The following is a 26,971-nucleotide window of genomic DNA, read 5'->3' as shown; positions in this document are numbered from 1 at the left end:
GCGGGATAGCCCACTATTGTGACTGGATAAAATTGAAGAGAGCTCCTATATCGATAGCAGCAGCGTCTTCGGGTCTCAATACTATGCGTAACTCGCCAGCCACTACCTGCTGTCTTGATGCGATTAAGAATGACATAGAAATAAGCTTGACTAGATCTACATGGGACAAATTATTCGACAGCCGCGCCAAACCTGACCCAACAACGGCGATGGAAACCGTGCCGAGGTGTGCTCTCGCCCTAACAGCGACCCACAGCGAAGTTAGGCTATTCCATAACTCATGCACGGATGTTTCTACTACACACCGGTTGTCCATCTTCGCGTATGCCACGCAAAAGAACAGTCGTTGCCCATCTCCCAGAACCGCGACAGTTCCTATGGGATATCTAGCAAGTTTTCCTAGTGGCTTGTCGAATCGTAGCTCTGTACTGCCCACCTGCTCTTTGCCAAGAGCTGCTTCTATTTCGCTATCCAGCTTCCGGACGTTGCCACCGTAAAAATGCGAAAGAAATTGCCCTTGAACGCTCTCTTCGCTGATAATTATAGGGGGTTCAGTATCGAAGGTATCAGACATGCCGATGACTAGATGGCCTTGCTGGGCGAAAAGATCACCAATGAGCAGGGTGATATTCGAATTGGGATGACCTAGATGCTTCGTAACTTTAAGCTTCGGCCAAACTCGAATGCAGGCAAAAAGGAGAGTGAATAACATAAGGATGCCGAGGTAGATTAATCCTCGAGATCTGAGCTCATCCGGAAAGAAGGCGGCAAGGGCACCTACAAGGGCCGCCAAGGCACCGAAAGCTGCCAGTGAATTGATCGCGAAAAGACGCCACGTCCGCGGCGATAATATGTATCGCTTGTATATAGAACGTCTCACTTGAAATCCGCCTATGACGAATTGCTGTGATCCTCTTATTCTCTTGGAGGTTCCCTGTCCAGATCAGAGGATGGAGCCTCCGCCATTAGTCTAACTGTCTTGTCAGCCTGATAGCTTTCCAAGCCTGCGTCTTCAAGGACCAGTATGAGTTCGCGACCGAAAATTCTCAACTCATCGAGATTCTTGTCGCCGGGCGCACGCAAGATTGCCTCGAGCAAGACATGGTGGAATCGCCGATATGCCCGGCGAACTTCCGGCAGGCGAGTTACTTGATGCGGTTGATACCTAGTCAGAATCCAAAGAAAGTAATCTGGGGGCAACAGGTTAATTGGAGTGGTGAGCAACTTCTGGTTACTCCGGGATAGCTCAAGAACTTCATCCAAGATATCTTCTCGAGAACGAGTAGCGACAATGCTTGCGCTAGGCTGAGCGGCAGCCTCGCGCCTGACGGTCCCGATCTTCTCCTCAAGATCGGGCCACCATTTTTCAAAGACATTTTGTAGCCGGCCAGAATCGTTGATGCCCTGGTCGCCCGCGCACTTGTTGATGCTCTCTATAAGGGCGTATACATCTTTTTTCTCTAAAACCGTAGATTGGAATTGAAGCAGTGGCCCTACGACCTCTTTTCGTTCGATGTCTACGAGAAGAGGGGACACTTGGCTTTTTTGGAGGGATTTAGAAAGAGCTCCGGCTTCGAAATTTATCCAGGGCTGACTTATATTTTCGGTAGTGACGATTATGACACCGAAAGTTGACGCCTCTAGCTCTTGTGAAATATCAACACTCCACCGTGTTCCCTTGTCTATATCTTTGCTCGAGAAGTACGGTTCGGCGAACTGGAGTACACAGGGAAGCCAGTCCTTCAGTATTTCTGCGACTGATTGACTCAACTGGCCGGACCAACTAAGGAATATCTTCATATTGTAAACCAGCCCCTGAGTCGAAACGCCAATACAGAAGATTTGCAACTTCCTGAGGGAGGTGCATCTCCTCAAGTATCAAAGGAGGCAGTCCAGATTTCCCCGACAGGTCAAAAACAAGCTCGCGTACATAAGGATGAAGCGTATACGGTAACACTACCCTCGCGAATGCATCAAAGTCTTCAGATTCAACTACCTGGCTCTGATGCTGATATGTCGAGTTATCCAATTCGATAGCATATGCTACGTCGTACCTGCAATCGATCTGCGCTATTCTTTCGGGTCCTTTTGACGCTACTATTTTGTAATTTAGTGAGCATACTATGAATTTATCTGGAATAAGTATGCGTGGAGTTATAGTTACGGCGATCTGGTAGGGAGGATTCGTCTTTTCGTCGCTCGACCAGAAGTTTAGGGCCGATAGTCGGATGTTTTGTAGCCTAAGTAGGCTTCCAACTCTGACAGAGCGCGCGACATAATGCATTTCGTCGCTGACGGCTTCGCTGTTCTCTGACGCTCTGCGACTCTTTCGATTCATCGGCCATTATCCAGACTGATAACTGATATGTTGTTAGCGCTGCGGTGGTTCTACTGATATCGATGTCCGAGTAGTAGTGCATCGGTCTCGGGGCCGCATGAATCGCTTCGGAGTTTGTGCCCTAGGCTCGCTAGCTAATTTCTGCGTTGGTTCAACGAGTAGTTGAAAATCATCTACCTGGCTCGGTTCGGTTGCGAAAACCAGGGTTAGGGATGCACCTACGGAGCGTGCGAAACGCTGTAAGGTTGATAAACGTGGGTCAGCTCGCTCATTTTCTAAATCGGAGATCGCAGATTGAGTCGTCTGCATGCGATCGGCAATAGTTTTCTGCGTAATCTTCAATCGCTTACGTTCTGCAACTAAGGAGCGCAAAATCAAGGAGCGGGCTCTTGCATCCTCGAAGGCCGCTCTGACCTGGGCATCTTGGAGGCGCTCTTGGAGGAAATGATCAAAGCTTCCTTCGACGTGGTCGCTCATAGTCACCTCGGGCCGTCTTCGTTGAACTCTGTGTCACGGACTATACCCAGCGACAGGCACGATCAGTATCGCTTTTAACCGATAATCTTTGCAAGGGCTTGGCAGATAGTCTCACCCGTGCCGCTCGATCCAGTCCTCCCAACGGCTGCGAGCCACGGCCACTCCTCTGGCTCTCACGATGGGCGGGTACCTATCTGATCTGCATACATGCAGGACAATGTGGTTCTTGGCTCGATCAGTCGCAAACACGACGCCATACGACAGGCTCTCATATAGCACCCACGCGATCTGGATAAGTTGATCTTCGCCGACGAACGTGATGCGGGGATCGTTGTGCTCCAGTTGGCTCATGAAGTGCAGAAGTACGCCCTCGCCAACCCTCCCCAGGTCCAAGAACTCCTTGGCAACAACCGTGGCTCCTGAAGCCGCTATGTACAGTCGCCAGTCCATGCCGTTCAGCGTTACCCCCGGGGGGCTACTAGTTGTCTTAGATGGCTGCACACGCGTTGCTGTCCGTGGCCTGCGGAGATCCGCTGTCGGTGAAGCTGGGACCTTGCCTCTGGACTCGTTCTCTCGATTGCTGTTCTCATGAGGCGTTTGTCGGCCAGCCCCACTGGATACAGCCGGCACGCTATACCGACCAATATCGGTCTGCTTGGTGCTAATGCACACAAATCGGACATTGCTCACATCGGGCTTGGTTGAACATTGACCTTGGGATTGTAGTGGGGAAACCTACACGATCCTATCTTTTCGCCAAGAACTAGTGCTGCTTGACCGCTAGATCTGGACTTGGCGAGATAAGGCGGAGCTTAAAGCATGTTTTAGGGCAGGTCGGTTGAGATGGGCTCCTTGGACTGCCTAGTCTCGATGTGCTAGAGAGCTTAAAGGCTGAGGTTATGGCGGCTTGCTGTCGAGGCTGGTCTTGGCGATGAGGCCGCTGATCAGCTGGGGGCGGTATTGCATCTTCTTGGACGGTCTTGATCAGTCGTGCGAGTTCGTTCAGGGACTTCTTGGCCTGATTGGTCAGGAATGGTTTCAGCTGCGCCCAGACGGCATCGACCGTGAGGTCGGGGGCGTAAGAGGGCAACTGGATGATCGTCAGTCAGGCACGCCGCCCCAGCAGCTCGCGCATACTGGCGCTGAGGTGGGTGTTGAGATTGTCCCAAACGAGCACGATCGGGCCGCGAAGTTGGCCTCGGGGAAGGACGTGCGCTCGCCCTTGCGGCCCCGGCGCAGCCCTGCCGCTTCTCCGACCTGCGACGCGGGTTTCCTGGCATCGCCAGCAATCTGCTGGCCGAGCGCCTACGCGGGATGGAGTCGGACGCAGTGATCGCTCGGCACGACCCAGCTGCCATCGGTCGCCGCGACGCTGATCAGCCTCACCGACCGCGACCGCGAGCTGACTCGCTGGGGCGCATCCTTGATGATTGACCCGCCGAATGAAGACGAAGTTCAAGGTGCATTGGTTCTCGCTGCTACCGCGTTACCTGCGCCGGGACGGCTCACTCGATGAGTCGGCTGGCACCGTGCGCGTCGGCGCCCCGTACGACGGCTGCGAGATCATCGCCGAGCACGGCCAGGTCGACGTGCGTCCCTGTTCTACCAGGCGGCAACCCGGCGCGACGATCACGGCGCCACCGCAGGTGCTCGTTCCGCTATTACCTGACAGATGACCCTGCGGACGGCCGAGGCCCAGGGGCCTGGTCGTTCATGGCTCCGCGGCGGCTCTCGAACGCCTTCTGCCGGCGAGAGGGCAAACCGATGACTGACGGTCACAACTCGGTGGCTCTCCTGGAGGAGATCGCCGGTGACTTCAGGAACGAACCAGACGTGTCCTGGGGACGATGTTCCGCAACTCGGGGCTGCGAACCGGCGACAAGACCTTCGGGTTCCTCGGTCATGACGGAGAACTCATCGTGAAAGTCCCCAGGATCGAGCTCGGCAGTATGTCGACCGGGAACGCCGAACAGGTGACCATGGGAAAGCGGACCATGCGTGAATGGGTAGTGTTCGCGGCCTAGCAGAGGGACGAGCGTAACGATCGGCCCCTGCTGACCGGTGCTTTCCAGACAACCCACGGCCTCGTTGCGGACACCGTCTCCAACGAGGCCGCCCAGGTCAGAGGCCCCGCAAAGATCAGCGGCTCAAGATAATGTTCGCCCATGAAAAAACCCGGCCCGGAGGCGTCGATCACCACACCGGCGGCCACTCACACCCGACGGTGGTTCCGGCAACAGGTCAACACGACAGTCGCCGGCTAGTGACTGTCGTGTGATGCTCTCACCCGGCTGGCCCGGGACTCCAGGTAGCGTTGCTCGGCGAGGCTGGCGGTGGCCTTCGCGGCGCGCCGGTAATGCTCGTACGCCCCGGCCAGGTCGCCGGTCTTCTCCAGCAGATGTGCCCGTACGGACAGCAACCGATGATGCCCCGCCATCCGCTCGTCACCGTCCAACGTGGCCAGCAGAGCCAGCCCGGCCGCCGGGCCCTCGGTCTCGGCGAGCGCGATCGCCCGGTTGAGGGTGACCATCGGGTTGGGCGCGATCCGTTCCAGGACCAGGTAAAGGGCGTGCACCTGCGGCCAGTTGGTCCCCTCGGCCGTGGCCGCGTCGGCATGCGTGGCGGCGATGGAGGCCTGCAACTGGTAGGGCCCCAGCACCGAGCCGGCCAGCGACGTCTTGACCAGCTCGGTGCCTTCGTCGATCAGCCCGCGGTCCCACTTCGTACGGTCCTGCTGGTCCAGCGGCACCAGGTCGCCGGCCGCCGTCGTACGCGTCTCCCGGCGGGCATGCGTGAGCAGCATCAGCGCGAGCAGCCCGGTCACCTCACTGTCCTCGGGCAGCTGCGCGTGCACCATCCTGGTCAGCCGGATCGCCTCGCGCGCGAGGTCGGCCCGGTGCAACTCGCTGCCCGAGGAGGCCGTGTAGCCCTCGTTGAAGATCAGATAGAGCACGTGCAGGACGACCCGCAGCCGCTCCTCGCGTTCCGTGCCGTCCGGCAGGCTGAACGAGCTGCCGGCGGCCTTGATGCGTTGCTTGGCCCGGCTGATCCTGGCCGCCATCGTGGCCTCCGGCACCAGGAACGCGCGGGCGATCTCGGCGGTGGTCAGGCCGCCGACCGCGCGCAGCGTCAGGGCGGTCTGGGAGGCCGCGGTCAGCGTCGGATGGCAGCACAGGAACAGCAGGACGAGCGTGTCGTCGGTGTCCGGTACGTCCTCGGGCACCACCTCGGTGGCCGTCGCCGACTCCCGCTCGCGGCGCGCGTGTTCACTGCGCAGCTGGTCGATGAACCGCCGGGACGCGACCGTCACCAGCCAGCCGCGCGGGTTGTCCGGCACCCCCTCCGCCGGCCACTGCACGGTCGCGGCGAGAACAGCCTCCTGTACGGCGTCCTCACACCCTTCGAACTGGCCGTTCCGGCGTACCAACGTGCCGAGGACCTGCGGCGTGAGCTCACGCAGCAGGTCCTCGATGGCAGGTGCAGTCATGCCTCCAATTGTCCGTCAGCGAACATCACCTGCCGCACCTCGACCCCGAGCCCCTGGATCGCGCAGTCCGGGATCTGCGCCGCCAGCTCGATCGCCCGCTCCTTGTTCTCGCAGTCGATCAGGTAGAAGCCGCCCAGATACTCCTTGAACTCCAGGAAAGGTCCGTCGGTCACCACCGGCTGGCCGTTGCGTACGGACACCACAGCCGCCTGCGACGGATCGACCAACGCCTGCGTGGTGATCAGTTCGCCGGACTTCTTCAGCGCCTCCATGAACTTGCCGTGGCCGTCGCCGATCGCCGCCTTCTCCTCGTCGGTCAGCGCGTCCAGCACGGCCGGGTTGATGTGCAGGCTGATCAGGAACTTCATCTCGTACTCCCTCGTGGTTCGGCTGGTCCCTTCGACTGGTTGGTCGGAGCCACTGCCGCAGTCTTGACATCCCCCGCCAGAACTTTCGCATGAGTTCTCACCGCCGCGTCGCCGGGACCGATGTCAAGAAGCTCCCGATTGTTCCGACCATCCGCCGAACCGTCGAGAGAACAGGAAGTTACAGATATGCGAGTCAACCGAGCGTGGCTGGGACTGATCATCCTCATGCTGCCGACCTTGCTCGTCGCCATGGACATGACGGCGCTGCTCCTCGCGCTCCCACAGCTGAGCGCCGACCTGGGGGCCACCAACGTCCAGCAGTTGTGGATCAGTGACAGCTACGGATTCATGGTGGCCGGCCTGGTCATCACCATGGGTACGCTCGGCGACCGGATCGGCCGTCGGCGCCTGCTGATGATCGGCGGAGCGGCGTTCGCGGTGCTGTCGGTCGCGGCCGCCTTCGCGACCGGCCCGCTGATGCTGATCGTGGTGCGTGCGCTGCTGGGCGTCGCCGGCGCGACCCTGGCGCCGTCCACACTCGCCTTGATCACCAACATGTTCCGCGACGAACGACAGCGCGGGCAGGCCATCGCGATCTGGGCGACCTGCCAGTTCACCGGCGGCGCGCTCGGCCCCGTACTCGCCGGATTCCTGCTCGAACACTTCTGGTGGGGATCGGTGTTCCTGGCCGCCGTACCGGCGATGGCGCTGCTGCTGCTCGCCGGGCCGTTCCTGCTGCCGGAGTTCCGCAGCGACCAGGCCGGCCGGCTGGACCTGGCCAGCGTCGGGCTGTCGCTCGTGGCGGTCCTTCTGATGGTCTACGGCATCAAGCAGCTGACCGTCGAGAGCGTGCCGATCGTCCCGGCGCTGGCCCTCGTCGCCGGTGCGGCCATCGGATTCGTGTTCGTACGCCGGCAACTGCGGCTGGAGACGCCGCTGCTGGACCTGCGACTGTTCCGCAACCGCCCGTTCACGGCGGTGGTCGTCGCGCTGGTCTTCGCCGGTATCGCCATGGCCGGTACGGGCCTGCTGGTGACCCAGTACCTGCAGAGCGTCCTGGGCTTCTCGCCGGTCGCGTCGGCGGTGCTGTTCGCACCGATGGGCCTGGGCGTGGCGGCCGGCACCATGGCCGCGCCGACGCTGGCCCGGCGGATGAAGCAGACGACCGCGATCGCCGGCGGGCTGGTGGGGTCGGCGCTGGGCGGCCTGCTGTTGGTCGGGGTCGACGTCGACGGTGCGATCGCCCTGCCCCTGGTGATGATCGGCATCGCTGTACTGGCGCTGGGCACAGGCCCGCTGTTCGCGCTGGGCACCGGGCTGGTCGTCGGGTCCGTATCGCCGGAGCGCGCCGGTTCGGCGGCATCGATGTCGGAGACCGGCAACTACTTCGGCGGTTCGTTGGGCTTCGCGCTGTTCGGGGTGCTGGCCGCGGTGGTCTACCGCAGCGGGATGGCCGGCACGTCCGACTCGCTGGCCGGCGCGGTCGCCGCCAGCGGGCACCTTCCCGCGGACCAAGGCGCGGAGCTGCTGCACAGCGCGCGGGAGGCCTTCACCGCCAGCCTGCACGTCACTGGCGTGGTCGCCGCGATCATCTTCGCCGGGCTGGCCGTGCTGGTTTTCGTCCTGCGCCCGGCAACCCGGACGTCGCCAGCCGCACTCCCCTCGCTCATAGAACCCTGACGAGCATGGACAGCAGCTAGCTCGAAAGCGCTGGTAAGGAGATCAATACCTAGAGTATGGTCGCTTGTATGGCGACTAAGAAGATTACGGTGACAATCCCCGAGGAGCTCCTTGACGAGATCCGCGCAGATGCCGCCGATCGGGGCCTGTCGGCGTACGTCGCCGAGGCGTTGCGCTTCAAGCGCGACCGGGACCGGTTGCTGGAGCTGGCGAACTGGCTGGCGGAAGAGTACGGCCCGGTCACCGACGAGGAGCGCGCGGCAACGATCGAGGAGCTGGAAGATCTCGACGCCGAGCACGAACGCCGCCGCGCCGGCGGAAAGCACGACGCGGGAGAGACTGCGTGAGCAAGCCAAGCGCTGAGCATGGGCAGCCGCTGCGGATCTTCGTACTCGACTGCGAAGCCTTGTCCCTGGCCGTGCGGGGCGACCGGAAGATGATCGCCTGGCTCGACCTGGCGGCTCGTGGTCAGGCGGAGGTGGTGGCGTCTCCGATGACGGTGGTCGAGGCGTACGACGGCAGGATCACCGAGCAGCGCTGGGACTGGGTGCTGTCCCGGCTCAACGTCGCCGACATCGGCAAGGATGAAGCCCGTCAGGCCCGCCGGCTCCTGGCCGACGCCAAGCTGCACGGCCACAAGTACGCGATCGACGCGGTGCTCGCCGTCATCGCCCGCCAGCAGAAGGGGCAGGTCACCGTCTTCACCTCGGATGTGGACGACCTGGAGAAGCTGGTCCCGGACTCGATCGTCGTCAAGAAGGTATGACCTTCCGCAGAGCAGGTGAAATTTTCACGGCTGCACAGAAGCACAGCATGAGGATGGGGCCCCCTCCCCGCCTGTGACCTCGGCTAACGTGCCGCCTCCCAGTGAGGTTGCCGCGCTGCGGGTGGTCCCGTCACGCCAGGGCTTCCCGCGCTCATCGGTGCGTGCTTAGCTTCGCTCGTCCACCGGAAAGCGCTTACCAAGCCCATGGAGACGAAAGATGCGCCTAAAAGCCGTCATCGCATGCGCCGGCCTGTTAGCCACCGGACTCGTCGGACTTTCCCCATCCGCCGCCAATGCCGCAACCACCCGGTACGAGGCCGAGACCTCCCCGGCGCTCTGCACCGGCACGATTGACTCCAACTGGGCCGGCTACTCCGGCAGCGGCTTCTGCAACGGCACTAACGCCGCGAACGCCTACGCCCAGTTCACGGTGAACGCCTCGGCAGCCGGCACGGCGACGCTGGGAGTACGGTTCGCCAACGGCACCACCACCAGCCGTCCCACCGGCCTGATCGTCAACGGTACGACCACGCAGTCGCCGTCCTTCGAAGGCACGGGCACATGGGACACCTGGGTCACCAAAACGCTGACCGTCAACGTGAACGCGGGCAGCAACACGATCCGGTTCAACCCCACCGGCAGCACCGGCCTGCCGAACATCGACTACATCGACTTCACCACAGGCACCACACAGCCCCCGGGCGACACCCTGTACGCATCGCCCAGCGGCAGTGCGAGCGCACCCGGCACAGAGTCGAACCCCACCACCCTCGCGTCGGCGATCACCCGCATCACCGCCGGCGGGACGATTTACGCGCGCGGCGGCACCTACAGCCTCTCCCAGACGCTCACCATCGCGCCGGGCAACAACGGCACCTCCAGCGCCCGCAAGAACCTGTCCGCCTACCCAGGCGAGACCCCGGTACTGAACTTCTCGGCCATGAGCGAGGACTCGGCGAACCGCGGGCTTGCCCTGAACGGGTCGTTCTGGCGCCTGTACGGCATCGTCGTCGAACGTGCCGGTGACAACGGGATCTTCGTCGGCGGCAGCAACAACATCATCGAGCGCACGGTGACGCGCTTCAACCGAGACTCGGGACTGCAGATCTCCCGGATCGCCTCCGACACCCCCCACGACCAGTGGCCGTCCAACAACCTCGTCCTCAGCGCGGAGTCGCACGACAACGCCGACTCCGACGGCGAGGACGCCGACGGCTTCGCCGCCAAGCTCACCTCCGGCCCCGGGAACGTCTTCCGCTACGCCGTCTCCCACAACAACATCGACGACGGCTGGGACCTCTACACCAAGACGGACACGGGCCCCATCGGCCCGGTGACCATCGAGGACTCCCTCTCGTACGGCAACGGCACCCTCAGCAACGGCACCCAGAACGGGAACGGCGACCGCAACGGCTACAAACTCGGTGGCGAGGACATCGGCGTCAACCACGTCATCCGCCGCAACATCGCTTACCACAACGGCAAGCACGGGTTCACCTACAACCGCAACCTCGGCACCATGTCGATCTCGAACAACGTCAGCATCGACAACACCGAGCGCAACTACTCGTTCGACGGCGGCACCTCGGTGTTCCGGAACAACGTCTCATGCCGCAGCAGCAGCGGCACGAACGACCGGATCGTTGGCGACGCCGACAGCTCGAACCAGTTCTGGTCCGGCTCCAACGGATCCCGATGCTCCTCCTACACCGGCGCCCTGCACTGGTCCTTCGCCGCGGACGGCCGCCTCGTCGTGACCTTCGGCTAGCCCGGCGACGCCGTAACCGCCCCCCGCCGCACAGCCCACGAGCCCCCGACCAGCACCCCCAGCCCGACCATGCCGCCGAGCATCGACGACTTCGAGGACGGCAACGCGAGCGGCTGGGCCATGACCGGGGGCTCGTGGGCCGTCTGGTCGAACGAGTCAAAGGCGCAGCCGAGGACAAACGACCTCGACGCGGGACGAGAAGCGGTCATAGTCATCACGTCGAGGAAGAAGCGTTGAGCACGGGCAGACGCCGGCGCATCTCCGGCTCCCAAGCCTGTCTCTGACCATGCGCTCTTGCGTGTCCCCCGTCGAGTTGCAGCGACCATCATGGATACGGCGAGTCTGCGTTCGCCAACGGTGCCTGCGGCCTAGGCTCCAAGCGCGGCCCGGTTCGGGCTGCAGGTCACCCCGGCCTTGGCCGCACAGTCGCCCCCCGCTCCACAGGACAGCCACTGAGGGAGGGATGAATGGAGTGGTTGGTCTCACTGCTCGGAGCCGCGCTCATCATGACCGCCCTACGAGACCTGTTCCACACGCTCTGGCACCCCACGCGCCATGGAGGCTTGAGCCGACTCGTCATGGCGACGTTGTGGAAACTGGCCCGGCATCTCTGAGCGCGTAGGCGTGTGGTGGGGCTCGTCGGTCCGCTCGTCACGGTCGCCACCCTCGGGCTCGGGGACATCGTGCCTGCCGAAGGATGGCTCCGTGTGGTCTCGCCCCTGGAAGCTCTCATCGGCTTCGTCCTCCTGACGGCCACCGTCTCCTGGGTGCTGGAGATCTATCCGACGCTGACCCGCCGACGGGTGCTCGCGATCCGGCTGGCGCTGCTGGACCGCTCGGCCCCGTCCGTGCAGCAGCTCGACTGCGCTGCAGGTGCGTCATTGCTGGAAAGCCTGGCGACCGAGGTGGTACGTGTCCGTATCGACTTCACCCAGTACGCCGAGGCCTACTACTTCCATGACGGTGAGGATCACTCGTCCCTAGCGGCAACGATCGGCTATGCCGCTCACCTCGCCCAGCTCGGGCAGGCAGCCAACGAGCAGATGTGCGTCTGACGGCCGCCCTGCCCGTCCAGTCGGCCTGCCTTCCTGTCAAGCTCCTGACCGAACGAAGGCGCCAAGTTCGAGGCCTTCGTCCATATCGATCGGATCCTCGGCCTCGAACTCGCCTGCCACATCGGGAGGCTCTGACCGGCCGGCACGCGGCATATGATGGAAGTGCTCGGTGGTGGATCTTGCCGAGGTCGCTCCGCAGAGTGCCGCTTCGCCATACCAGCCAATGGGTCCTGTCCTCGTGATGAGGGGGGATGCCTGTGAGCGCGATGTTCCAGTCGAGCGATCGGCCTTTCGATCGGTCCTATTGGCTGTCCCGGGGACGGGCACGGCAATGGTCTGTCCAAATCGCCGCCTGGGCCTTAGGTCTACACCCGCCTGCGTGAGGCTGAGGCGTCGTACGTCGGCTCCCTATCGGGTGTGGGTAGACACCTGGATGCACGCCCTGGCCGAGGATGTGGCAGCCGAGAGCTGCGGCGCAGGAGGTTGTGATGCAATTCGATGTGATCGTGGAGACGCCGCGGGGATCGCGCAACAAGTACGAGATGGATCAGACCAAACAGCGGATCAGGCTCGATCGAATGCTGTTCACCGCGACCGCCTACCCCTACGACTACGGGTTCGTGCCCGGAACGCTGGCCGAGGATGACGATCCGCTGGACGCGCTGGTGCTGGGCGAGGTGCCGACCTTTCCTGGATGCACGATCAGCGCGCGTCCTGTGGCGGTGTTCTGGATGCACGACGAACAGGGGCCGGATGCGAAGATCCTTTGCGTGCCCGCCAACGACAGCCGCTACGCGCACATCCAGGATCTGTTGGACGTCGATGTCCACGTACTTGGCGAGATCAGCCACTTCTTCGACGTCTACAAGGACCTCGAACCGGACAAGGACACCGACACCCGAGGCTGGGAACCACGCGCGCAGGCAGAAGACGTGATCATGCGCGCCGCCCACCGGACAGCATGAACGACGGCAGCGTCCAGGCAACGGCATAGGCGAAACCCGCGCCAGCCCGATGCCGCCATGCGGCAAAATCAACCAAGCCTTGGCCCGATAGCCACATTTATCCATTTCCGGCCCTGTTTGTTCCGGGCCCGGTTCGTCGTGCACAGCCTTCTTTGCCGAGTCGCTTCCGCTGGACGTGGCCGCGCTGCGGCACGCTGGCAGATATGGGCAGTGAGTAGGGAGGATCATGCACGAAGGTCAAGACCATCCCGCTCCCTCACCCGAAAAGCCCCGCCCAACACGGCGCCCGCCGTACGGCCTGCCGCTCCACGACCGTCCCCGACTCCGCGCCGCGTCCGACTCCGTCGGCTGGAGAAGGTACGCGACCCCAACTCCACCAAGACGATCACTCCTGCGTAAGCGACTTCGTCTGGCCCGGCCGACGCTCATCGCCGGCTTCCTGACCTGCGTGGGCTTCGGCATATGGTCGAGTGGGTGGGCCACTGACAGTGCCTCGCATCGAACGAATGTCGCCTCTACGCCGACACCTCGCCAGAGCGTTGCCGGCCGCTCGCTTGTGGCCACCGCCCCGCCGACGCCCAAGCCCAAGCCCAAGCTGAAGCCCAAGCCCAAGCCTCGGACGCTGTCCTCGGCGACACCCAGCTCAAGTTCCAAGGCGCCGAAGAACAAGGCGATACCGCCGGGGAATCGTCACCGACCCGCGGTCTCGGCTGTGCCGCGCCAGCGTCATCAGCCTGTCCCGTCGGCCCCGCTCAGGAAGACCAGGACCACGATCCCCGCTGACCGTGTGAGAAAGACCAGGAGTGTCGATCCGAAGGACAGCGATAGGGAGCGCGCGGTCCCGCCAATCGCCGCGAAGTGCGACGAACTGTTCCCGCCTGCCCGCCCCGAGTTCCAGATTCGCAATCAAGCCTGCCATGAGTTGTTGGGCTAGCCTTCGGTCCGTCTCACTGACGCCGACGAGCCCGGCCACGCATGTCAGGAGTTAGCCGATATCCGGCCACTCCGGCGCCAGGATGGAGTGAATGACGGAGTCACGCCATCCATCATTCAGCCTCAAGTGCCCGCGGATGCGGCCTTCCTCCACCATGCCCGCCTTGGCCATGACCCGAGCGGATGGCTCGTTCCGAGGATCACGAGCTCCCCAGATCCGATACAGGCCGAGCTCGTCGAACCCGAGTCGTAGCAGGAGCCGCACCACTTCGCTCCCGAGCCCACGTCCCCATTGGTCGGCCCTGAGCGCGAAGCCGATCTGCCCGCTGCTTTGCAACGGATGGCCGACGTCGATCGAGAGCCGGGCGAACGCCACCAGCTCTCCGTCCGGGAGCACGCCAGCCAAGGAATAGTCGAGCCGCTCGTCGGCGCGGGCTGCCGCGATCACACTCTCGATGGTGTTCTGGACCTGGTTGAGAGTTCGTGATTCGAAGCTCATGTACCGCGTCACGGCCGGGTCGCCGTAGATGGATAGGAGCGGCTCCACGTCGGCCGGGGTGAACTCCCGGAGGCCCATCCGCGCGGCCGTGATCGTTACCGGGTACATGCGGTCACGTCCTTTGAGATGAGATCAGCGTTCGGCACCCTCGGGCCAGAACACCCCGATGGGGTTGATGCTCGATCCGAGTAGCTTCCGGCGCAAGGTCACGCGTGCCGATCGGTTCCTGGAGGCGACGGGGGAACAGCGGTTCGCGGAAATGGGCTGTCCCGCCATGCTCTACCGCTGCGGCCCCGCCGGTCTCCTGCATCCGCCGCTGCTCCGCGGGAGCCGCGGGAGCCCGGTCGCGCTGAGCACGGGTCGGGGGATCCCGCTCGGGTGCCGCCAGGCGATGTTCGCCCGCGCCTCGCTGGAATGGCTCTTGCCAGAGAAATGACAGAAAAACAGGTCACCATCCGTCCGAACTGATCCTTCGGAGGAGATGACATGCGCATCACCCATTACGCGGTCGCGGTCGCGCTCGCACTGTCCATGCCGGCAGCAGCCGCGGCCTCAGCCGAGACCGTCGACGTGCTGCGGCCATCCGCGGCCGCGGCCGAGACCGCTGACGTGCTGCGGCCATCGGCGCACCCGGTCAAGCTGCGTACTGCCCTCAGAAAGCTCTCGGTGACCTACACCTACCAAGGCCAGGAACACACCTTGGACGACTTCCTCACCCGTACGAGGACCAACGGCTTCCTCGTCCTGGACGGCCAGGACATCGTCGCGGAGCGCTACACCGGCGCGAGCCGTGACACCCGCTTCCAGTCCTGGTCGATGGCCAAGTCATTCACCGCGACCGCCGTCGGCATCGCGCTCAGAGAGAAGCACATCCGATCGATCGACGACCCCGTGGACAAATATCTGCCTGAGCTGACCGGCTCCGGCTACGCCGGGGTGTCCATTCGCGAGCTGCTGCGTATGTCGTCCGGCATCGACTGGGACGAGGCCACCGACGCACCACGCCTGCAGGCCGCAGCCAACAAGGGCTACTCGATCAGCAAGATGGCCGCCCGCCAGAAGCGCGGCTGGGAGCCCGGCGCCCGGTTCGAGTACACCAGCATGAACTCCTTCGTCCTGGCCCGGCTCATCACCAAAACCACCGGAATGCCGTACCACGACTACGTCGAGCGCAAGATCTGGCGGCCCGCCGGCATGGAGTCCACGGCGACCGTCGGCAACGACTCGCACGGCGACAGCCTGGGCTACTGCTGCTACTACGCCACCGACCGTGACTTCGCCCGCTTCGGCCTGCTCTACCTGCACGGCGGCAAGGCGAACGGCCGCCAGGTCGTCCCGGCCTCCTGGGTCAAGCTGTCCACCAAACCGTCGCCGGCCAATCCGCACTATGGCCTGCACTGGTGGCTGGGCGAGGGAGGCGATTTCATGGCGGCCGGGCTCGGTGGCCAGTACATCTACGTCTCACCCCAGCAGGGCGTTGTCATCGTCAAGTCGTCCATCGCCGGAGGCGCTCCTGATCAGGAAGAGGCCCTCATCGCGTTCCGCGCCGTGGCGGCCGAGGTGGCCAGGACCCGCTGACGGTGAACGAGCAAGGAAGGATGACGCAAATGGGCTTGGTTGAAAGCCGATTGTCCGACTCGCTGTCCATCAAGCGGGTGAGGCGAAGCAACAGTCACTGGGGGGCCGCGTGAGTCTCCGGCTTCTGCGCTTCGTCGTCGCCGTCGGCGTGCTGACGCTCGCGATCGGGCTGGGCAAGCTCGTGGACGGCGACGTCCGGGCGGGTCTTCCGCTGTTCGTCGTCGGACTCGTTCTCGCCGGGGTGCCGGCGGGCCTGCTGATCCGTCAGGTAATCGCCGGCTGGATGCCAGATTTCAGGCGCTCACCGGCGATGGCGGATCCCACGCTACGGCGCAACTTCCGCAGCGTCGCCGTGTTCCTCATCGCCTACAGCGTGCCGTGGTTCCTCGCGGCCTTCGCGATCCTCGTCTCGGCCTATCGGATCCCACACGACAACGGCAGCAGCGCCGGAGCGATCGTCGCCGTGATGGTCGTCGGCTGCTTCATCGCCGGGATCCCGACGCTGCTCGGCATCCAGTTCCTGCGCTGCGGGCAATTGGTGCTGCACGGAGCCACTGACGGCATCGCGCCCGGCCTGCGGCTTGGCTGGATCGTGGTCGTCATCGGCGGGCTCGCCACCGTGGGCTCGCTGGCTGATGACCGCCCCGGCTACGGCATGGTCGCGCTCGTCGCCGGTTGCCTGGTCGCCGTCACGCTGGTCAGCAACCTCCGATTGCTCATGCTGAACGCCCGGGTCATCGAGTACGAGCGGCAGGCGCGGTCGCCGAGGCCGACGACGTCAGATACATAGGCGCAATGGCACATGACCGTGTTGGAGCAGGCAGCCCTGCGATGATCGCAGCCCGAACGTCGACAGGGTTACGGGCACGGCCGACGGTACGGCAGTCCGGGGAAATGCTGGTCCCATTCGGCTGCGGTGATCGGCGGATGGGCGGTCCGGCAGATCTGCGTAGCCAGGCGCCCCACGTCCGACTCACTTGCGTTTCTTGATGTCGCCGCCGAACGCCTTGGCCGCGAGCCTAATCAGTGAAGTACTGGGTGCAGGGGTATCACCCAAAGATCAGGAAGATTGAGAAATCTGTCGTGTGCGTCTGCTGAAATTCGGCCCATGGACCAGCAGAGCACCTTGGCCGAAGTCCGCGAACTCTGTATCCAGCTGTTGGGTGAGCGGCTCGGCCAACAGATGGCCGCTCTTGCCCAGCCGGGGTTCGTGCTCAAGCCCAGCAGCCCCGACATGCTCCCGGCCGGCCGGTCCCGCGCAGGGGGCCCAGCGCTTCTGGAGCCGGGAACGCCGTGGCCGCAGGCCACGGACGGAGCTCCGCTCAGCCTGTTCGCCGTGCTGGACACCGACGAATTGGCCCCATCGCTCGGTGACCGACTGTCCGCCCGGCTTGGCCTGGTCAACGTCTTCAAGGCCGTCCGATGGGGCATCGACGAATGCACGATCATCTGCGCAGACCCAGCCCATGCCGTGGAGACGCCGACGCCGGCGCGGGGGGAGGTCCTCACCATGGTCGAGCTGCATGCGGCACCAATCATCACTCTGCCGTCGGTTTCGGGCGAATACGGCACAGGCGACCCGGTCCTGGAAACATTCGATTACCGCGCCGAACCCGGCTACGACGAAGACCACTGGGAGTCCCCAACCGAACGGTTCGTTCAGGGACCGCTCCGTGAGGAGTGGCACTACTACTGCCGGGACCGACAGGGATTCGCGCCTGGAGACAGCCAGGTGTTCGGTTGGCCTCACATCGACAGCTGGATCGGAATGAGGGCAGACGGATACCACCATTTCCTCACACTCTCGGGCGACCTGTGGAACGACAACGGATTTGAGCGTGTGATGGTCCCCCCGGGCGCGCTTCAAACCGGCAAGTTCACCAACGCGGTATGTGAACAAGACGGCCTGCACTGATTCACTGCGGCGGGAGGGCGGAGGGCTCTATGTTGAGGGCGCCTGAGTGGAACGGCGTGACCTCGACGGGGCGGCGCCCGAACCCCGCGGTGGCCACGGCCTCTGCCAGGCCCGGCAACGCCATGACCGCTCGCACGGCCGCGGCATCCACCTCGACGCGCACAGCGTCGCCGAGATCGCGGACACGGAGATCAGAGGTTCGCAGGCCCGTACGGTGGAGCAGCGCTCGCATCGCGGTCTCGGCGCGATCGACGCGGGCCAGCCGGTAGGAGCTGACCTCGATGCCGTAACGGATGCGACTCGCCAGGCACGGCGTCGCGGGCTTGTCCCAGGTGGGCAGGCCCCACCGTCGGCTGACCAGGCGGACGTCACGCTTGGTGAAGCTGGCGTCGCGCAGAGGCGTGTGGACGCCGCGCTCGGCACCGGCCTGGATGCCGGGGCGGAACGGGTCGGCGGCGTCGTCCGCGTTGGTGCCGGTGGCCATCTGGTCGAACCCGTGGGCGGCGGCCACATCCGCGATCACGTCCAGCACCTCCGACTTGCAGAAGTAGCAGCGGTCGCGGCCGTTGGCCCGGTATCCGGGACGGCTCAATTCATGCGTGCGCGGCGTCAGATGGCGGACTCCCAGGGATGCCGCGAGCTCCGCGGCGGGGGCGAGCTCGGCGGCGGCCAGGCTCTCGGACAGGGCTGTGATGGCGAGCACCCGTTCCGGGTCGAGGGCCCGCACCGCGGCAGCCAGAACGAGTGCGGAATCGGCCCCGCCGGAATAGGCGACGGCGATCGGACCGATGGCCCGTACGCGCGCCAGAAGGGTCTCCTCCAGCCCTGGGCCGGCGGACTGCTCGGGAACCTTCCCTGTCGGTTTGGCGGCGCTCACCGGGCTTCCCCCTCGTCGTCCGCAACCCCGGCGCACGCCTGCAGGGCGTGCCGGGCGACGGTCCTCAGCGGCAGGCCGAGGCGGGTGGACGCCGCGGCGACATCGTCGTGTTCGGGCTTGGCGCCGTAGGGCCCGCACTTGACCCGGACGGCGCACCCGTTCACGTCGACAGTGCGGGTCGTCCGGGGGAGCACCACCCGGCCGGCCGCGGTCTGGCGGATCCCGAGGCTGCCGGTCTCAGCAAGGACGAGCCGACTGAGCCGGTCGGCGGCCTCCGGCGGTGCCATGACGTGCAGCACGTGCGCGGGACGGCCCTTCTTCATCACCGCGGGCGTCGCCCACGCGTCGAGCGCGCCGGCTTCCAGCGCCCGGGAGATCGTGTGGCCCAGCACTTCGCCGGTGACGTCGTCGAGGTTGGTAGACAGGACCACGACATGCTCGGCGGCTCCCTGCTGGGACTCGGCGGGGTGACCGATCGTCACGGCGGTGACGTTCGGACGGTCCGCCAGGCGCCGTGTGCCTGCGCCGTAGCCGGTCGCGGCAACCGTCATCAGCGGAGGTGGCCCGTACCGCGTGCGGGCCGCGACGAGCAGGGCTGCACCGGTGGGGGTGACGGTCTCCCCTGGGATGGCGGTGCCGGTGACGGCGGCTCCGCTGAGCAGCGCGAGGGTGGCGGGGGCCGGGCAGGGAATCACCCCGTGGGCGGAGCGGACCGAACCGGTGCCGAGCGGGAGCGGCGCGCAGACGACCTCGGTCACGTCCAGGTAGTGCAGTGCCGCCGCGACCCCGACGATGTCGACGATCGTGTCATGGCCCCCGAGCTCGTGCAGGTGGACGAAGGAGGGGTCGGCTCCGTGCAGTCGTGCCTCGGCCTTGGCGATGGCGGTCAGCGCCGCGACCGCGAGCGCGGCGACCTGCTGGGGCTGCGCTCGCGCGGCCGACTCGATGAGTTCGGCCGCGCGGCGTTCGGAGCGGTCGTCGGTGACGTCGACGTGAACGCGGGTGGCGGCCAGGCCGTGCTCGACCACACGTGCGGCGGTCAGTTCGAAGCCGGTGAGGCCGGTGGACTCGACGGCGGCGCGGATCCGGTGCAGCGGCGCCCCGGCGTCGATGAGCGCCCCGAGCAGCATGTCGCCGGCCAGCCCTGTGAAGGGGTTGATCCAGCAGATCACCGGCGTCCTCCCCAGGCCAGGGCGATCCGGTGGACGGCGATGGCGGCGCCGAACCCGGAGTCGATGTTGACCACGGTCACACCGGCGGCGCAGGAGGCAAGCATGGCGAGAAGAGCCGTGACCCCTTCCAGGGACGCTCCGTAGCCCACGGAAGTGGGCACGGCGACGACCGGCGAGCGGACCATGCCTCCAACGACACTGGCGAGGGCCCCCTCCATGCCGGCGACGACGATGACGGCGTCCGCGGCCCGGAGTCTTTCCCGCACCTGCAGGACGCGTTCGATCCCGGCGACGCCCACGTCGTGGACGGCGGCGGTGTCGAGGCCCACGGCCGCGCACACGGTGGCCGCCTCGGCGGCCACCGGACGGTCGGAGGTACCGGCCGCCACCACCATGACCTTGAAACTCCCGATGGCCGTCGGCCGCCACAGCAGCAGCCGCGCCTCAGAGTCGTACGTGCCGCCCGGACTACAGGTGAGGATCTCGCGAGCCGCCTCAGGGGCCACGCGTGTGACCATGACCGGACCGGTGTTGTGCGCGAGCAGGCCGGTGACGATGGCCTTCACCTGCTCCGCCGTCTTGCCAGGCCCGTAGACGACCTCTGGAAGCCCTTGTCTCGCCTCCCTGCCGACGTCGACTCTGGCGAATCCGAGATCGAGCACGGTGGGTTCGTTCGTCGGGAGGGTCATGACGCCCCCGCGAGATAGGGAATCGTCTGTGGCCCCTCCGGGAGAACGCACGCGCGTGCCCCCGGCCCAGCCGCCGCCAGCGCGGCGGCGAGCGCGGTGGAGACGTCGCCTGTCTGTTCCAGATGCGCGGTGGCAAGGTCGGCGTCGCTCAGGTACGACGTATGCATGATGACCCGGCTGCCGCACTGGATGCGGGCCTGGATCTGGACCTGCCACTGGTCGGGTACGGTGCCGGCCCGGGCCTGGATCTCGTTCAGCAGTGCGCGGGGCGATGGCGCGGAGGCCAGCACCTCGCGATAGGAGCCGTGGTCGGGGAACCCGTCGCGGCACTCGGCGGCGCAGATGACGGTGCCGCCCGGGCGGACCACCTGGTAGGCGGCGGACATGCCCTTGACGGCCTGGTAGAGGTTCTGGTCCAGCGGGAACCCGGAGTTGGTGGTCACCACCACGTCGAAGGGCTCCGGGACCGGTCGCATCGCCATGCGCTTGGCGGTCGCGGTCGCGGCGGCGTGCATCGGCAGCAGGTCGCCTCCGAAGGCCGCGACGATGTCCTTGTCGCGGTTGAGTATCACGTCGCAGGCGAAGGTGACCCCCGTGGCCGCCGCGATGGCCCGTACGTCGTCATGGACAGGGTTTCCGTGAGTGATCCCCCAGGTGGCTCGGGGGTTCCCGATGCGGGTCGCGTCGTGCAGGACCAGCACGGTCTCCAGGGCGGCGAGTCCGGGCGCCACGAGTTTGGGACCGCCCGAGAAACCGGCGAAAAAGTGTGGTTCGACGAAACCGGTGGTGATCCGCACGTCGGCCTCGACCCACTCGCGGTTGAGCCAGACGGGCACCCCGTCGCCGTGAGTGCCGAGCCAGGTGAGCCGCCCCGGATCGCGGGCGTCGTGGTTGACCACCCTGACGGAGTCGACGACGTCGTCTCCGAACATCTGGCGCAGCTCGGTGGCGCTGTTGCCCCGGTGGGTGCCGGTGGCGACCAGGACCACCACGTCGTCGAGATCGACGATCCCGTCGAGTTCCGCGAGGATCGCCGGAATCATCAGATGCCGCGGCTGCGGCCTGGTGCCGTCGCAGGCCGAGATGGCCACCGTTTGCCCAGGGCGTACCCGCTCGCGCAGGGGCGGCCCGGACACCGGCTCGCGCAGCGCCCGCACCAGCATGGCCATCTGGTCGGGTGCCGCGTCGTGGTGCACGGGCTCGACCACCGTGGTCATCGCGGGGTCGACGTCGATATCGAGCCCGGATTCGCCGTAGGCGAGGCGGACCTTCATCCGTTCCTCCGTTTCGCGCCGTGGCGGCGCCGGGTGCCGAATCCGGAGACGCGGCCCCATGTGTCGAGCTCGTCCCACAGCGGCTCGGGAACGGTCGTAGAGGCGTGGGCGACGTTCTCCATGACCTCGGCGGGGGTCCGGGCACCCACCACCACCCCAGTAACGGCCGGGTGGCGCAGCGGGAACAGCAATGCGGCGGCCGCCAGCGGGACTCCGTGGGAGCGGCAGCACTCCGCCAGTTCCATGGCGCGCCGCAGGACGGCCTGCGAGGCGGGAGCGTTGTCATAGGTGGCGCCCGGACGCGGGTCCGCGAGCACGCCGCTGTTGAACACGCCCGCGACCAGTACGGAGACCCCGCGCGCCAGGCAGAGTGGCAGGAGTTCGTCCGCCGCGCCCCGGTCGAGGAGGGAGTAGCGACCGGCCACCATCACGCAGTCGACGTCGGTCTCGGCGACGAAGCGGGTGAGCATCTCGCTCTGGTTCATGCCCACGCCTATCGCCTTGATCATCCCTTCGTCGCGGAGCCGGGCGAGCGCGGGGAACGCCTGGCCCACGGCCTGCTCCCAGTGGTCGTCCGGGTCATGGATCAGCACCAGATCGAAGGCGTCGAGACCGGAGCGCTCCAGGCTCTCGGCGAGCGACCTGCGGACTCCGGCCGAGCTGTAGTCGGGTGTCCTGATCATGTCGGGGACGCCGAAGAACCCCTCGTCGCCGGACGTGTCCGGGCCTGGGTCGAGCAGCCTGCCGACCTTGGTGGACACGACGGCCTCAGCGCGGGGCCGGTCGGTGAGAAAGGCGCCGAGACGCCGCTCGGCGAGCCCCGCACCGTAGTGAGGTGCGGTGTCGAAGAACCGGATTCCGGCGTCCCAGGCCGCCGCCAGCGTCGCGGCCGCCTCATATTCGGACACGGGAGCGAACAGGCCGCCCAGCGGTGCGGTGCCGAGTCCGATGCGGCTCACGGTGACCTCGGTGCGCCCGAGCGGGACACACCCGGCCGCGCTCGTGCCCAGAGCCGACATCAGGCCTGTCCCACAATGTGGCGCTGGCGGCCGAGCCGGTCTATCTCGGCTTCGACGACATCGCCCGGACGCAGATAGGGAAAGTCGTTGGCCCCGAACGCCACGCCCGCCGGAGTGCCGGTGTTGATCACATCCCCTGGATCGAGGACCATGAACTGACTGAGGTACCAGACGAGGTGGCGGGCCCCGAACACCATGTTCTTGGTGTGACCGTCCTGGCGGAGCCGCCCGTTGACCCACAGGCGCATGCCGAGCGCCTGCGGGTCGCCGACTTCGTCCGGCGTGACGAGCCAGGGGCCGAGCGGGTTGAACGTCTCGCAGGACTTGCCCTTGTCCCACTGTCCGCCGCGCTCGTGCTGGAAGGCCCGCTCGCTGACGTCGTCGGCGATCGTGTACCCCGCTATGACCGCGTCGGAGTCCTCCGGCGAGTCCAGGTAACGCGCGGTGCCGCCGATGATCACCGCCAGTTCGATCTCGTAGTCGGTCTTGACGCTGGTACGCGGCACGAGCACGGTGTCGTCCGGGCCGATCACGGTGTTCGCGGCCTTCATGAACACCACGGGCTCGCCGGGGACCGGTGTCGCGGTCTCGGCCGCGTGGTCGCTGTAGTTGAGCCCGATGCAGACCACCTTGCCGGGGCGCGCGACCGGTGCGCCGATCCGCTGCCCGCTGAGCTCGATCGGTGGCAACTCGTCGGCCGCCAAGGCCGCGCGGGTGCGTTCGACGCCGTCACCCGACAGGAATCGGCCGTCGATGTCGGAGGCCAGCCGGGACAGGTCGCGGGGTCTGCCATCGGTGTCGAGAACGGCGGGACGCTCGGCGCCCGCAGGTCCCACACGCAGGAATCTCATCGTCTCTCCTGGGAGGTATATCAGGCAGTCACGGCCGACAAGGCTGTCGCGGCCGGTCCGGGAGTGTCGTATCGGTCTTGTGTCAGGGCCGGTCGGGCGTCGGGGTGGGTAATCATGAGGACGCTGTCAGGACGTCCGCGCGCCGCCGCCGACGGTCGACGTCTCGCTCTGCTGGAGGTATGCGCGCAGCCAGCGCTCCGTTGTGCTGACGTGCATGCGCGCCGCGGCCTCGGCCAGCGCGGCGTCCCCTTCAACCAGCGCTTCGTAGATGGCCTCGTGTTCGGCGAGCGTGCGGGCGCCGGCGTTGCCGTCCACCAGTCCGCGCCACACTCGGGCCCGCAGCGTACGGCTGGCGATGCCCTTGAGAAGGGTCGCCAGGGTCTGGTTGCCTGTGGCGGCGATGACCGCCTGGTGGAACGCGGCGTCGTGCCTGTTCAGCAGTTCGACGTCGTCGCGCGCCTCGCGCATGGCGTCGAGATGCCGCTCGACCTCGCCGAGCTGCTGGGCGGAAATCCGCATTGCGGCCAGCCCGGTGGCCACGGGCTCGAACAGCCGCCGCACCTCGGTGACCTCCAGAAGCGTGTCGCCCTGGAGCAGTTCGACCGCGCCGACGAGCCCTCCGAGCAGCAGGCTCGGTTCGAGGCTGGTGACATAGGTGCCGTCACCTCGACGTATCTCCAGGACCTGGGTGACGACCAGCGCTTTGACGGCCTCGCGCATGAGGTTGCGCGACAGGCCGAGTTCGGCGGCCAGCTGCTGCTCGGGCGGCAGCTTGGAACCGGGCGGCAGCTCTCCGGACTGGATGAGCTCGCGAATACGCGCGATGGCCTTGTCGGTCAATGACATCGACGGTCCCCCGGGGGCGGTCCGGCCTTCACAGGAGGAGATCCGGACATTGTGATCGGTTCGTCCCCGCAGCGTAGCAGCGACATCCCATGTCTGGAAAGCAGTAATCCCATGTCTTGCTGGGAGGACGGCACTGAAGGTTTCACCGTACCAACGGGATGAGCTGTGATGATGTCAAAAATCATGAGGCAAGCCTAGACACGGCATTCCCTGGCGCGTTTAAATCCATCCCATGTCGAAGCACCGACCTAACGCAACGTTCACGCAAACGAAACGCATTGGGAGTCCGGCACCGATGACCGTCGCGGCCCATAGAGGTCGCTGGGAAGGCGTCGGCCGCCGTGACTGAAGTCATCAGCGCCGTCGAGGCGGTGGACGTCCGGTTTCCCACCTCACGCGATCTCGACGGCTCCGACGCGATGAACCCCGAACCGGACTACTCCGCCGCCTACGTGGTGGTCCGCACCAGCACGGGTGGCGAGGGCTACGGACTGGCGTTCACCGTGGGCCGCGGCAACGACCTCGAGGTCGCCGCCGTGAAGGCACTGGCGCCGCTGGTGGTCGGCCTGCCGGTGGAGGAGGTGCTCGCCGACCTCGGCGCGTTCTCCCGCAGGCTCACCGGTGACAGCCAGCTGCGGTGGCTCGGCCCGGAGAAGGGCACCATCCACATGGCGGCGGCGGCCATCGACAACGCCATATGGGATCTTCATGGCCGCCGTGAAGGCAAGCCGGTATGGCGCCTGCTGGCGGAGATGTCCCCGGAGCGGATCGTCGACCTGGTCGACTTCCGATACCTGCAGGACGCGCTGACGCGCGAGGAGGCTCTGGCCATCCTCCGGAGTGCTGAACCTGGCCGGGCCGAGCGGACGCGCCACCTGCTCGCGCACGGGTACCCCGCCTACACCACCACCCCAGGCTGGCTCGGCTACACCGACGAAAAACTCGTCCATCTGGCCAAACAGGCGGTCGCCGACGGCTTCACCCAGATCAAACTGAAGGTCGGCGCCGATCAGGAGGCCGATCTGCGTCGCCTCGCACTGGCCCGCTCGGCCGTCGGTCCCGACATCCGCATCGCCATCGACGCCAACCAGGCGTGGGGCGTTCCCCAGGCCATCGAATGGCTTCGGCCGCTCGCGCCGTACGATCCGTACTGGATCGAGGAGCCCACCTCGCCCGACGACATTCTCGGCCACGCGGCGATCCGCCAGGCCGTGGCGCCGATGAAGGTGGCGACCGGCGAGCACACCCACAACAAGGTGATGTTCAAGCAATTGCTCCAGGCCGGCGCGATCGACATCCTGCAGATGGACGCGAGCAGGGTGGCGGGCGTCACCGAGAACGTCGCCATCTTGCTGCTCGCCGCCAAGTTCGGCGTCCCGGTCTGCCCGCACGCCGGCGGCGTCGGACTGTGCGAGATGGTCCAGCACCTCGCCATGTTCGACTACGTCGCGGTGAGCGGCAGCACCGAGGACCGGGTGATCGAGTACGTCGACCACCTGCACGAACACTTCACCGACCCGGTCCGGATCCGTGAAGGCCACTACCGCGCCCCGGTGACTCCGGGGATCGGTGCCCAGCTCCACCCGGAGTCCGTCGCCCGCCACCGCTATCCGGACGGCCCGGAATGGGCGACCACCGGATGAACGGCCCGCAGGAATTCGCGGGCCTGGCCGCGATCGTCACCGGCGGCGCCTCCGGCATAGGGCTGGCGACCGCGACGCTCCTCGCCGAGCGGGGCGCACGCGTCGCCTGCCTCGACCTGAAGCCTGACGTGGTCGAACCGCTCGCCGGGCTCCACGCGGACGTCGCCGACGACGACTCGGTGCGCGGGGCCGTCGGCAGAGCCGCCGAGCTCCTCGGCGGGATCGACATCCTGATCAACAACGCGGGAATCGGCGCCCAGGGCGCGATCGAGGACAACGACGACGAGGAGTGGCGCCGGGTCTTCGAGATCAACGTGTTCGGGATCGTCCGGGTCACCCGTGCCGTGCTCCCCCACCTGCGCCGCTCCGCACAGACCCGGCCGGGAAAGGCCGCGATCGTCAACACCTGCTCCATCGCGGCAACGGCAGGACTGCCGAACCGAGCTCTGTACTCATCCACCAAAGGCGCCGTGCTATCGCTGACCCGCGCGAGCGCGGCCGACCTGGTGCACGCCGGTATCCGCGTCAACTGCGTCAATCCCGGCACCGTCAACACCCCGTGGATCGGCCGGTTGCTGGCGGCGGCGCCGGACCCGGCCGCGGAACGCCGCGCCTTGGAAGCACGTCAACCCACCGGCCGGCTCGTGACCGCCGAGGAAGTCGCCGCGGCCATCACGTATCTGGCGAGTCCGCTCGCCGGGGCCACAACAGGAACCGATCTTGCCGTGGATGGCGGCATGAGCGGCCTGCGAATCCGTCCACGCAACTGAC

31 protein-coding genes and 1 pseudogene are annotated in these 26,971 nt (G+C 65.7%); 16 read left to right on the top strand and 16 right to left on the bottom strand.

The window, feature by feature from the left end; translation table 11 throughout:
* Positions 1 to 13 precede the first annotated feature (13 nt).
* The 5 genes from AB0B91_RS40215 to AB0B91_RS40195 all read right to left on the bottom strand — a co-directional run bounded on the left by AB0B91_RS40215 (position 14) and on the right by AB0B91_RS40195 (position 3,265).
* On the bottom strand, positions 14 to 793 hold the full coding sequence (locus tag AB0B91_RS40215) for a macro domain-containing protein (RefSeq protein WP_358331617.1): 780 nt from the start codon (positions 791 to 793) through the stop codon (positions 14 to 16).
* Positions 794 to 915: 122 nt separating this feature from the next.
* Positions 916 to 1,800 carry a hypothetical protein gene (locus AB0B91_RS40210; RefSeq protein ID WP_358331614.1) on the bottom strand — a complete coding sequence of 295 codons (885 nt, stop codon included), beginning with the start codon at positions 1,798 to 1,800 and terminating at the stop codon, positions 916 to 918.
* A complete protein-coding gene (locus tag AB0B91_RS40205) occupies positions 1,784 to 2,284 on the bottom strand; it encodes a protein-export chaperone SecB (protein WP_358332257.1) in 501 nt (166 codons plus the stop codon). The genes AB0B91_RS40210 and AB0B91_RS40205 overlap by 17 nt, the downstream gene beginning before the upstream one ends.
* 87 nt (positions 2,285 to 2,371) lie before the next feature.
* Positions 2,372 to 2,815, bottom strand: a complete 444-nt coding sequence (locus AB0B91_RS40200) for a helix-turn-helix domain-containing protein (protein WP_358331611.1) — start codon at positions 2,813 to 2,815, stop codon at positions 2,372 to 2,374.
* Positions 2,816 to 2,926: 111 nt separating this feature from the next.
* Complete coding sequence (locus AB0B91_RS40195) at positions 2,927 to 3,265, bottom strand: hypothetical protein (protein WP_358331608.1); 339 nt, start codon at positions 3,263 to 3,265, stop codon at positions 2,927 to 2,929.
* A gap of 801 nt (positions 3,266 to 4,066) precedes the next feature.
* On the opposite strand from AB0B91_RS40195, the pseudogene AB0B91_RS40190 reads away from it, so the two are divergent.
* From AB0B91_RS40190 to AB0B91_RS40180, 3 genes and pseudogenes are all read left to right on the top strand, one after another.
* Positions 4,067 to 4,249 (top strand): annotated as a pseudogene (locus AB0B91_RS40190) (hypothetical protein); the annotation flags it as partial.
* The gene (locus AB0B91_RS40185) at positions 4,246 to 4,491 is read left to right on the top strand and encodes a hypothetical protein (protein WP_358331605.1); all 246 of its coding nucleotides are present in this window, start codon (positions 4,246 to 4,248) and stop codon (positions 4,489 to 4,491) included. The pseudogene AB0B91_RS40190 and the gene AB0B91_RS40185, both read left to right, overlap by 4 nt.
* A 171-nt stretch (positions 4,492 to 4,662) precedes the next feature.
* The gene (locus AB0B91_RS40180) at positions 4,663 to 4,839 is read left to right on the top strand and encodes a hypothetical protein (protein ID WP_358331602.1); all 177 of its coding nucleotides are present in this window, start codon (positions 4,663 to 4,665) and stop codon (positions 4,837 to 4,839) included.
* Between the two features lie 236 nt (positions 4,840 to 5,075).
* On the opposite strand, the gene AB0B91_RS40175 is transcribed toward AB0B91_RS40180, so the two are convergent.
* Together AB0B91_RS40175 and AB0B91_RS40170 are read right to left on the bottom strand one after the other, a co-directional pair.
* A complete protein-coding gene (locus AB0B91_RS40175) occupies positions 5,076 to 6,302 on the bottom strand; it encodes a DUF6596 domain-containing protein (RefSeq protein WP_358331599.1) in 1,227 nt (408 codons plus the stop codon).
* The gene (locus AB0B91_RS40170; protein ID WP_358331596.1) at positions 6,299 to 6,670 is read right to left on the bottom strand and encodes a YciI family protein; all 372 of its coding nucleotides are present in this window, start codon (positions 6,668 to 6,670) and stop codon (positions 6,299 to 6,301) included. Before AB0B91_RS40170 ends, AB0B91_RS40175 begins: the two co-directional genes overlap by 4 nt.
* Positions 6,671 to 6,856: 186 nt before the next feature.
* On the opposite strand from AB0B91_RS40170, the gene AB0B91_RS40165 reads away from it, so the two are divergent.
* The 4 genes from AB0B91_RS40165 (at position 6,857) to AB0B91_RS40150 (ending at position 10,884) form a co-directional block, all read left to right on the top strand.
* On the top strand, positions 6,857 to 8,350 hold the full coding sequence (locus AB0B91_RS40165) for an MFS transporter (protein ID WP_358331593.1): 1,494 nt from the start codon (positions 6,857 to 6,859) through the stop codon (positions 8,348 to 8,350).
* Positions 8,351 to 8,439: 89 nt separating this feature from the next.
* The gene (locus AB0B91_RS40160; RefSeq protein ID WP_358331590.1) at positions 8,440 to 8,697 is read left to right on the top strand and encodes a CopG family transcriptional regulator; all 258 of its coding nucleotides are present in this window, start codon (positions 8,440 to 8,442) and stop codon (positions 8,695 to 8,697) included.
* A complete protein-coding gene (locus AB0B91_RS40155) occupies positions 8,694 to 9,116 on the top strand; it encodes a hypothetical protein (RefSeq protein ID WP_358331587.1) in 423 nt (140 codons plus the stop codon). The genes AB0B91_RS40160 and AB0B91_RS40155 overlap by 4 nt, the downstream gene beginning before the upstream one ends.
* A 217-nt stretch (positions 9,117 to 9,333) precedes the next feature.
* On the top strand, positions 9,334 to 10,884 hold the full coding sequence (locus AB0B91_RS40150; RefSeq protein WP_358331583.1) for a carbohydrate-binding protein: 1,551 nt from the start codon (positions 9,334 to 9,336) through the stop codon (positions 10,882 to 10,884).
* Here the strand turns inward: AB0B91_RS40150 and AB0B91_RS40145 are convergent.
* Entirely contained in the window at positions 10,881 to 11,093 is a 213-nt protein-coding gene (locus AB0B91_RS40145; RefSeq protein WP_358331580.1) for a hypothetical protein, read from the bottom strand. The two genes, AB0B91_RS40150 and AB0B91_RS40145, sit on opposite strands and share 4 nt — an antisense overlap.
* 258 nt (positions 11,094 to 11,351) lie before the next feature.
* Here AB0B91_RS40145 and AB0B91_RS40140 point away from each other — a divergent pair, with 258 nt between their 5' ends.
* From AB0B91_RS40140 to AB0B91_RS40130, 3 genes are all read left to right on the top strand, one after another.
* Positions 11,352 to 11,498 (top strand): hypothetical protein, encoded by a 147-nt coding sequence (locus AB0B91_RS40140; RefSeq protein ID WP_358331577.1) that lies wholly within the window; start codon positions 11,352 to 11,354, stop codon positions 11,496 to 11,498.
* A gap of 15 nt (positions 11,499 to 11,513) precedes the next feature.
* Positions 11,514 to 11,939, top strand: coding sequence for a potassium channel family protein (locus AB0B91_RS40135; RefSeq protein ID WP_358331574.1), 426 nt, complete (start codon positions 11,514 to 11,516; stop codon positions 11,937 to 11,939).
* A gap of 488 nt (positions 11,940 to 12,427) precedes the next feature.
* A complete protein-coding gene (locus AB0B91_RS40130; RefSeq protein ID WP_358331571.1) occupies positions 12,428 to 12,904 on the top strand; it encodes an inorganic diphosphatase in 477 nt (158 codons plus the stop codon).
* 985 nt (positions 12,905 to 13,889) lie between these two features.
* On the opposite strand, the gene AB0B91_RS40125 is transcribed toward AB0B91_RS40130, so the two are convergent.
* Positions 13,890 to 14,444, bottom strand: a complete 555-nt coding sequence (locus AB0B91_RS40125) for a GNAT family protein (protein WP_358331568.1) — start codon at positions 14,442 to 14,444, stop codon at positions 13,890 to 13,892.
* Between the two features lie 67 nt (positions 14,445 to 14,511).
* Here AB0B91_RS40125 and AB0B91_RS40120 point away from each other — a divergent pair, with 67 nt between their 5' ends.
* The 4 genes from AB0B91_RS40120 to AB0B91_RS40105 all read left to right on the top strand — a co-directional run bounded on the left by AB0B91_RS40120 (position 14,512) and on the right by AB0B91_RS40105 (position 17,829).
* Entirely contained in the window at positions 14,512 to 14,772 is a 261-nt protein-coding gene (locus AB0B91_RS40120) for a hypothetical protein (protein ID WP_358331565.1), read from the top strand.
* Positions 14,773 to 14,822: 50 nt separating this feature from the next.
* The gene (locus tag AB0B91_RS40115) at positions 14,823 to 15,914 is read left to right on the top strand and encodes a serine hydrolase (RefSeq protein WP_358331562.1); all 1,092 of its coding nucleotides are present in this window, start codon (positions 14,823 to 14,825) and stop codon (positions 15,912 to 15,914) included.
* Positions 15,915 to 16,023: 109 nt separating this feature from the next.
* Complete coding sequence (locus tag AB0B91_RS40110; protein ID WP_358331559.1) at positions 16,024 to 16,704, top strand: hypothetical protein; 681 nt, start codon at positions 16,024 to 16,026, stop codon at positions 16,702 to 16,704.
* Between the two features lie 318 nt (positions 16,705 to 17,022).
* Positions 17,023 to 17,829, top strand: a complete 807-nt coding sequence (locus tag AB0B91_RS40105; protein ID WP_358331556.1) for a DUF1963 domain-containing protein — start codon at positions 17,023 to 17,025, stop codon at positions 17,827 to 17,829.
* A 1-nt stretch (position 17,830) separates the two neighbouring features.
* Here AB0B91_RS40105 and larE read toward each other — a convergent pair whose 3' ends face one another.
* The 7 genes from larE to AB0B91_RS40070 form a co-directional block, all read right to left on the bottom strand.
* Positions 17,831 to 18,706: an ATP-dependent sacrificial sulfur transferase LarE gene (gene larE / locus AB0B91_RS40100; RefSeq protein WP_358331553.1), complete on the bottom strand. Its 876-nt coding sequence runs from the start codon at positions 18,704 to 18,706 to the stop codon at positions 17,831 to 17,833.
* The gene (gene larC / locus AB0B91_RS40095; protein ID WP_358331550.1) at positions 18,703 to 19,878 is read right to left on the bottom strand and encodes a nickel pincer cofactor biosynthesis protein LarC; all 1,176 of its coding nucleotides are present in this window, start codon (positions 19,876 to 19,878) and stop codon (positions 18,703 to 18,705) included. Before larC ends, larE begins: the two co-directional genes overlap by 4 nt.
* Positions 19,875 to 20,567, bottom strand: a complete 693-nt coding sequence (larB, locus tag AB0B91_RS40090; protein WP_358331547.1) for a nickel pincer cofactor biosynthesis protein LarB — start codon at positions 20,565 to 20,567, stop codon at positions 19,875 to 19,877. The genes larC and larB overlap by 4 nt, the downstream gene beginning before the upstream one ends.
* Positions 20,564 to 21,841, bottom strand: a complete 1,278-nt coding sequence (gene larA / locus AB0B91_RS40085; protein WP_358331544.1) for a nickel-dependent lactate racemase — start codon at positions 21,839 to 21,841, stop codon at positions 20,564 to 20,566. The genes larB and larA overlap by 4 nt, the downstream gene beginning before the upstream one ends.
* Complete coding sequence (locus AB0B91_RS40080; protein ID WP_358331541.1) at positions 21,838 to 22,860, bottom strand: aldo/keto reductase; 1,023 nt, start codon at positions 22,858 to 22,860, stop codon at positions 21,838 to 21,840. The genes larA and AB0B91_RS40080 overlap by 4 nt, the downstream gene beginning before the upstream one ends.
* Complete coding sequence (locus AB0B91_RS40075; RefSeq protein WP_358331538.1) at positions 22,860 to 23,711, bottom strand: fumarylacetoacetate hydrolase family protein; 852 nt, start codon at positions 23,709 to 23,711, stop codon at positions 22,860 to 22,862. The genes AB0B91_RS40080 and AB0B91_RS40075 overlap by 1 nt, the downstream gene beginning before the upstream one ends.
* 126 nt (positions 23,712 to 23,837) lie before the next feature.
* Complete coding sequence (locus AB0B91_RS40070; protein WP_358331535.1) at positions 23,838 to 24,557, bottom strand: FadR/GntR family transcriptional regulator; 720 nt, start codon at positions 24,555 to 24,557, stop codon at positions 23,838 to 23,840.
* 341 nt (positions 24,558 to 24,898) lie between these two features.
* On the opposite strand from AB0B91_RS40070, the gene AB0B91_RS40065 reads away from it, so the two are divergent.
* Both AB0B91_RS40065 and AB0B91_RS40060 read left to right on the top strand, forming a co-directional pair.
* Complete coding sequence (locus tag AB0B91_RS40065; protein ID WP_358331532.1) at positions 24,899 to 26,200, top strand: enolase C-terminal domain-like protein; 1,302 nt, start codon at positions 24,899 to 24,901, stop codon at positions 26,198 to 26,200.
* On the top strand, positions 26,197 to 26,970 hold the full coding sequence (locus tag AB0B91_RS40060; protein ID WP_358331530.1) for an SDR family oxidoreductase: 774 nt from the start codon (positions 26,197 to 26,199) through the stop codon (positions 26,968 to 26,970). Before AB0B91_RS40065 ends, AB0B91_RS40060 begins: the two co-directional genes overlap by 4 nt.
* The last annotated feature ends 1 nt before the right edge of the window (position 26,971 follow it).

It is taken from the genome of Nonomuraea sp. NPDC049141 (assembly GCF_040648415.1).
GTDB lineage: Bacteria > Actinomycetota > Actinomycetes > Streptosporangiales > Streptosporangiaceae > Nonomuraea.
This window is presented reverse-complemented; position numbering and strand designations above follow the sequence as displayed.